The 6,850-nt window shown below is 66.8% G+C and carries 6 protein-coding genes and 1 pseudogene; 2 read left to right on the top strand and 5 right to left on the bottom strand.

The genetic code is table 11. The features are described from left to right. Positions 1-408, top strand: a 408-nt coding sequence (locus EPO55_RS03155) for a tripartite tricarboxylate transporter permease (protein WP_296334956.1), incomplete at its 5' end; no start/stop codon positions are given. Between the two features lie 19 nt (positions 409-427). On the opposite strand, the gene EPO55_RS03150 is transcribed toward EPO55_RS03155, so the two are convergent. Genes EPO55_RS03150 through EPO55_RS03135 form a run of 4 tightly spaced genes read right to left on the bottom strand, consistent with a single transcriptional unit; the run spans position 428 to position 4,471 of the window. Then, positions 428-1,486: a lactonase family protein gene (locus tag EPO55_RS03150; RefSeq protein ID WP_296334954.1), complete on the bottom strand. Its 1,059-nt coding sequence runs from the start codon at positions 1,484-1,486 to the stop codon at positions 428-430. Positions 1,487-1,501: 15 nt separating this feature from the next. Then, a complete protein-coding gene (locus tag EPO55_RS03145) occupies positions 1,502-2,413 on the bottom strand; it encodes a DMT family transporter (protein WP_296334952.1) in 912 nt (303 codons plus the stop codon). Continuing rightward, on the bottom strand, positions 2,410-3,816 hold the full coding sequence (locus EPO55_RS03140; protein WP_296334950.1) for an ATP-binding protein: 1,407 nt from the start codon (positions 3,814-3,816) through the stop codon (positions 2,410-2,412). The genes EPO55_RS03145 and EPO55_RS03140 overlap by 4 nt, the downstream gene beginning before the upstream one ends. Next, positions 3,794-4,471, bottom strand: coding sequence for a winged helix-turn-helix domain-containing protein (locus EPO55_RS03135; RefSeq protein ID WP_296334949.1), 678 nt, complete (start codon positions 4,469-4,471; stop codon positions 3,794-3,796). The genes EPO55_RS03140 and EPO55_RS03135 overlap by 23 nt, the downstream gene beginning before the upstream one ends. Positions 4,472-4,715: 244 nt before the next feature. Between EPO55_RS03135 and EPO55_RS03130 the strand changes: the two genes are divergently transcribed. Beyond that, complete coding sequence (locus tag EPO55_RS03130) at positions 4,716-6,224, top strand: DegQ family serine endoprotease (RefSeq protein ID WP_296334948.1); 1,509 nt, start codon at positions 4,716-4,718, stop codon at positions 6,222-6,224. Between the two features lie 207 nt (positions 6,225-6,431). Here EPO55_RS03130 and EPO55_RS03125 read toward each other — a convergent pair. Further along, positions 6,432-6,850, bottom strand: a pseudogene (locus tag EPO55_RS03125) (hypothetical protein); the annotation flags it as partial.

The following is a 6,850-nucleotide window of genomic DNA, read 5'->3' as shown; positions in this document are numbered from 1 at the left end:
GCCATGCTGGTGGTCATCAACCTGCCGATGATCGGCATGTGGGTGAAGCTGCTGACCGTGCCCTACCGCTTCCTCGCCCCGGCGATCCTGCTGTTCTGTTGCATCGGTGCCTACAGCCTGCAGAACAGTACCTTCCACGTCATGCAGGTCGCGGCCTTCGGCGTGTTGGGCTACATCTTCATGCGATTGGGCTGCGAGGGCGCACCGTTCCTGCTGGGGCTCGTGCTCGGGCCGCAGATGGAGGAATACTTCCGGCGTGCCATGCTGCTGTCGCGCGGCGATGCGATGGTGTTCCTCGAGCGGCCGATCAGCCTCGGCCTGCTCATCACCACGGCCCTGCTGTTGGTCTTGATGGCCCTGCCCAGTATCAAGAAAGCGCGCGAGCAGGCCTTCCAGGAAGAAGGCTGACCGCGGACCTGCCTTGGGACTACCGGGAAAACACAATGCAAGCCGGGCTGCCGACTCTTACCCGGACCGGCCTCGGCGACAGTCGACCGTCGCGGCCGACCTGGTAGGTGACGATCGAATGGCCGTCCTGGTTGGCGACATAGAGGAACTTCTGGGCGGGGTCGAAGGCAAAGAAGCGCGGCGTGCCGCCTTTGGTCGGCACCCATTGCTTGGGCATCAGCGTGCCTTTGGCGGGATCGATGGCGAAGACACCGATGCTGTCATGGCCGCGATTTGAGACATAGACATGGCGACCGGCGCGATCGAGCCAGATCTCCGCGCCGGTGCTGTAGCCGGTGAATTCTGAGGGCGTCGAAGGCACGGTCTGCAGCGGCGTGAGCTTGCCGCTGCGGCGATCCTGGCGGTAGCTCGTGATCGTCGAATCGAGTTCGTTGAGGACGTAGGCCAGCGCCTTTCTTGGATGGAAGTCGATGTGGCGGGGTGCGGCGCCCGGCCGGGCGGTGACGCGCGCAGCCTCGACCAGCACGCGGCGCTTTTCGTCGAGCCGGTAGGCCACGACGCAGTCCGAGCCCTTGCACGGCACGTAGAAGAAGCGGCCCTGGCGGTCGAGCGGGATGTGGTGCGGCGCCATGTTGCGTTGCTGCACGCGGTGCGGCCCCAGGGTGCCGGTGACCGTCGTGAGTGTGCTGTAGGGCGCGAGGCCGCCATCCATCTGCACCGGCAGCACAGCCAGGGAATCCGAACCGTAGTTCACCACGGCGAGGAAGGAGCCGGTGGCGTCGAGCGCCAGATGCACCGGGTTGTACCCGCCGGTCGGTTGGCGGTTGATCACGCTCAGGTGGCCGGTGCGCTGGTCGATGCCGAAGGCGGTGGCTTCACTCCGATCGCCGTGCACCGAATAGAGGAAGCGGCCGGAGCGATCGATCGCCAGGAAGGAGGGGTTCTCCAGCCCGCCGAGATGCTGGACGTGGTTGAAGGCGCCGGTGCTGCGATCGATGCGATAGACGTTGATGCCGTTGCCGCGCCCATTGCGGCCCGGCGTGGTGTAGCTGCCAACATAGGCGAAGAGGTTTTTCATGAACCGACCATGACTCTAACGCGAAGTCGCGACAATGATCCCGACGCCCAGCGCCACCAGGACGATGCCGGCAAGTTCGCGCCGGCTGATCGTCTCGCGGAAGATGCGCAGCGACACGAAATAGGTGAACAGCACCTCTATCAGGATCAGGGTCCGCACGTTGGAAGCGGATTCCAGCGCCAGCGCCGTTACGTTGGCTGCCGAGGCCGAAGCGCCGGCGAGGCCCGCGAACAGCGACAGCCGCCATTCGCGCAGCACGCCCAGCACGACCGAAGGCGTGCGGACGAGCAGCCAGGCGCCGAGCAGCAGGGTCTGGGTGAGCTGGCTCCAGAACAGGGTCCCGGCAGCGCCAAGGAAGGGTGAGCCAGCATCGAGCGCCAGTGTGGCGCCGCGATAGCCGACCACCGAGATGGCGAAGGCCGAGCCTGAGGCCAGGCCGTAAAGGGCCGCGGGATCGGCCCAGCTCCGCGCCATCATCGCGCCCTTGGGACGCGGCGACAGCAGTACGACGCCGAATGTTGCCAGGACGATCGCGAGTGCCGTCACCAACGATAGAGCCTCGCCGAGGAAGATCACGGAGAAGAGGGCGACCTGGATGACTTCACTCTTGGAGTAGACCAGGCCGATGGCGAAGCTGCGTTCGGCCATGGCACGCAGCAGCAGCGCCGTGCCGGCCATCTGGCTGAGCGCTGCCACCAGCACCCAGATGGCGAAGCCCGCCGTGAGAGACGGCATGGCATGGCCACCCAGGGCAACCACCAGACCGAGCCACAGCGCGATGAGCGGCATGCCGTAGAGAAAGCGGACCAGGGTGGCGCCCAGTGTCCCAAGGTCGTCGGTCAGCCGCCGCTGCGCCGTGTTGCGGACGGTCTGGGCGAGGGCCGCGAAGATCGTGAGTGGAATCCAGAGCCAGGGAGCAATTGTCATCCGGAGCGGAGCGAAGGATCCTTCGCTCCGCTCAGGATGACAGCGAGGCCTGGCTTGCGATCCTCGAGTTTCACCGACAGGCCATGCAGGCCGGCGATCGCCTTGACCAGCGCGAGGCCGAGGCCACTGCCGGCGGTCGAGCGGCTGCGATCGAGGCGATAGAAGCGGTCGAACACCTTGTCATGCTCGTCTGCGGGGATGCCTGGGCCATCGTCGGCGACTTCCGCTTCGAAGCCGGCACCGTTCTTCCGCAGGCCGAGCGAGACCGTGGTGCCTCCCGGCGTGTGATGGAGCGCGTTCTCGACCAGGTTTGAGATCATCTGGGCGAGGAGCTGGCGGTCGCCAGTCAGGCTGACGCCGTCATCGACCTGGATCACGAGCTTGTGCCGCGAATCCTCGGCCGCCGGCTGGTAGGCCTCGCCGATGCTGCGCACGAGGGCGGAGAAATCGACGGAAGCGAAAGCACTCTTCTGTGCCCCGGCTTCGACCTGGGCGATGCGCAGCAGGGCGGAAAAGGTTTCGAGGAGCGCGTCGGCTTCCTCGATGGCGGCGTCGGTCGCCTGGTCGTAGTCGGCCGTGGTTCTGGCGCGCTCGCGCGCGTCTTCCAGGTGCTGGCGCAGGCGGCCGAGTGGCGTGCGCAAATCATGCGCAATGTCGCTGGAAACCTGGCGCAGGCCGTCCATGAGCTGCTGGATGCGGGCCAGCATGTCGTTGAGGCTGGTGACGAGCTGGTCGATCTCGTCGTGGGTGCCGCGCACGGGAATGCGGGCCGAGAGGTCGCCTTCCATGATGGCGCGGCTGGTGCGGGTGATGGCGTCGATGCGGCGCAGGAAGGTGCTGCCGAGCCAGGCGCCGCCAGCGATCGCCAGCAGGAGCGTGAGGCCGCCGGCCCAGGCGAAGGCGCGGACGATGGCGCTTTGCATGTCGCTCAGGCGATTGGCGTCCTGGGCCACCAGCAGGAACGCGCCGTCGGACAGGGTGAGGCCATAGCCGGTGAGCTTGGGGCGCTGCTCGGCCTCGGTTTCTGCGGCGTCGGGCTGTGGCACGAAATCGATGACGCCGTTGACCGGCGGCATGCCAGGCAGGTTGCCGACCACGACGCGGCCGTTGGGCGCCTGCAGCAGATAGAAGATCGGCCCGCGCGTGCGGAAATTCATGCGCCGCGTGATCTGCTCGGCGAGGCCGGCGAGGCCGTTGCGACGATGGATCTCGGTGAGCTGCAGCGCCTCGGTGCGCAGCACGGCCGCCATGTCGTTCTGCATCGCCGCCGTCGCGGTGTAGTAGACGGTGGCGAACAGCGCGCCGGCCGAGATCATGAACAGCACGGCATAGATCAGCGGCAGCCGGAAGCTGGCCGAGCGCAGGATCCTGGTGAGGGTCCTAGGCGGGCGGGCGGATGACATAGCCTGCCCCCCTGACGGTATGGAGCAGGGGCTTGTCGAAGCCCTTGTCGATCTTCGAGCGCAGGCGGCTGATGTGCGTCTCGACGATGTTGGTCTTGGGATCGAAATGGAAATCCCAGACCTTCTCCAGCAGCATGGTGCGGGTCACGACCTCGCCGGCGTGGCGCAGCAGGTATTCGAGGATCTTGAATTCCTGGGCGAGCAGGTCGAGGCGCTTGCCGGCGCGGGTCACCGTGCGGGCGAGCAGATCCATCTCGAGATCGCCGACGGCGAGCGACGTCGCCGCCATGATCGGCGGCCGCCGCGCGAGGGCGCCGACGCGCGCCAGCAGCTCGGCAAAGGCAAAGGGCTTCACCAGGTAGTCATCGCCGCCTGCCTCGAGGCCGGCGACACGGTCGTCGACGCCGCCCATGGTGGTGAGGAACAGCACCGGCGTCCTGACGCCCGACGTGCGCGCGGCCTTGACCAGCGACAGCCCGTCCATGGCCGGCAGCATGCGGTCGACGATCAGCACCTCGTAGTATTTTTCGCCGGTCGCGAGGTAGAGGCCGTCGCGGCCGTTGTCGGCGTGGTCGACCACATGGCCGTGCTCGCGCAGGCCCTTGGCGATGTAGTCGGCGGTTTGCTTGTCGTCTTCTACGAGGAGAATTTTCACGAGGTGCCTTGAGCAGTTCAAAAGACGCTGTCATCCCGAGCGTAGCGAGGGACCTTTCCCGCGGCGCTCGATCAAAGGTCCCTCGCTACGCTCGGGATGACAACTTTGCGTGCTCCGAGGTTTGACGCCATTCCCGGCCAAGACGCAATCACCCCCAACTATACAAACATTCAATCCGGCGGCCATCCGGGCGCCACGGGCAGCCCCCCATATTCCTGTCCGAGGCCCCCAAAGGAGGTTGTTCATGACAAAGACCAAGACTCGTATTCTCACCGCCCTGGCGCTGACCACCGCGCTGACGGCACCGGCGCTCATCGCCCCGATGTTCAACGCCCCTGCAGCGATCGCCGCGCCGCAGGCCGTGCAGGACTTCTCCGATCTCGCCGCCAAGGTGACCCCGGCGGTCGTCAATGTCGCCGTGACCATGAAGGCCGGCGCCGACGACGGCGACGAGGTGCGCATGTCCGGTCCGCAGGACAAGCAGATGGAAGAGTTCATGAAGCGCTTCGCCGAGCGCTTCGGCCAGCCTGGCCAGCCCGGCAAGCCGCAGGGTAAGCAGCGCCCGTCCGAGAAGGCACAGGGCGTCGGCACCGGCTTCATCGTCGATGCCAAGGGCACGGTCGTGACCAACTACCACGTCGTGGCCAAGGCCGACTCGATCACCGTGACCATGGCGGACGGCACCAAGCTGCCGGCCAAGCTGATGGGCGGCGACGAGAAGACCGATCTCGCCGTGCTCAAGGTCGAGAGCGACAAGCCGCTGCCGTTCGTCACGTTCGGCGACGCCTCGAAGGTGCGCGTCGGCCAGGCCGTCATGGCGGTCGGCAACCCGTTCGGCTTGGGCGGCACCGTGACGACCGGCATCGTGTCGGCGCGTGGCCGCGACATCCAGTCGGGCCCGTTTGACGACTACATCCAGACCGACGCCGCCATCAATCGCGGCAACTCGGGCGGCCCGCTGTTCGACATGGACGGCAAGGTGATCGGCATCAACACCGCGATCTACTCGCCGACCGGCGGCAACATCGGGCTGGGCTTCGCCATCCCGTCGAGCCAGGCCGAGCCGGTGGTCGCGCAGCTCAAGAACAACGGCCGGGTCGAGCGCGGACTGCTCGGCGTGCAGATCCAGCCGGTGACCAAGGAGCTGGCCGAGAGCCTGTCGCTCAAGGCCGACAAGGGTGCCCTGGTGGCGATGGTGCAGCCCGACAGCCCCGCGCTGGCGGCCGGCATCAAGTCGGGTGATGTCATCGTGAGCGTCGACGGCAAGAACGTCGACGGCATCAAGGAGCTCACGCGCATGATCTCGGCGATGAAGCCGGGCACCTCGGCGAAGCTCGGCGTGTGGCGCGACGGCAAGGACATGACCGTCACCGCCAAGGTCGGCGACCAGAAGGAAGAGAGCGCGATCATCAAGGCCAAGGCCGACGGCAAGCCGGCCGAGGCTGCCAAGCCGGAGCCGATGGCCTACGGCGTGTCGCTGGCGCCGCTCTCGCCGGAAGCACGCAAGCAACTCGGCCTCGACGGCACGGTCACCGGTGCGCTGGTGGCGGCGGTCGAGCCGGGAAGCCCGGCCGACGACCAGGGGCTGAAGGCCGGCGACGTCCTCCAGCAGGTCGGCCGCGATGCGATCGACAGCCCGAAGATGGCTGGCGAGAAGCTCAAGGAAGCCAAGACCACCGGCAAGCCGGTGCTGATGAAAATCTATCGTGAGGGCATGACCCGCTTCGTCGCTATCTCTCCCCGGGCGGCGTAGCAAGGACCTCTCGACGAGCCGGCGGTGGCCCCACCATCGCCGGCTTTGTCGCATCCGGAGATCATGGCCTCGAGTTTGTACCTGAGTTTGTGCCTGAGTTTAGGGAGGCGCGTCGTCACGGGCGGAACAACCTCGGACGGCGTGTCACGGAGGGGGAGCCCGCGGTCCGGGAGTATTCGGACCGCGGGTTTTTATTTGCCCGAGGCGCTAGCGGAAGAGGAAGCCGACTTCGGAGAGGTCTTCGTCGCCGATCCAGCGCAGGCCGGGCGCCAGGGTGCCGGTGGCCGAGTGGGCGGGGTCCTTGTCGTCCTCGGGAATCAGCGCCGGCATCACCTCGCGCGCGAACAGGCGGACCGAGCGCGCCGATTCCTCGAACGAGAGGTCGCCGCAGGCGAAGCGGCAGATGCTGTAGTTGATGCCCGAGACGAACTGGTCGCGCAGCATGCGGTCGCGCACCTTGGCGGGCGAGCCGGCGACGATGTAGCCCTGGTCGACGGCCTCGTCGAAGTCGGGGGTCGACACCTGGCGGGGCAGTTCGACGCCGTTGGCGCGCCACAGATGAACCATGGAGTCGTACCAGACATGGAAGGCGCGACGGGCGGCGGCGATCGCGTCGCGGTCACTGT

The organism is Reyranella sp. (genome assembly GCF_004296935.1).
Classification (GTDB): Bacteria; Pseudomonadota; Alphaproteobacteria; order Reyranellales; family Reyranellaceae; genus Reyranella.
Note: the sequence above shows the minus strand (reverse complement) of the source record. Positions and strands in the feature narration are given on the sequence as shown.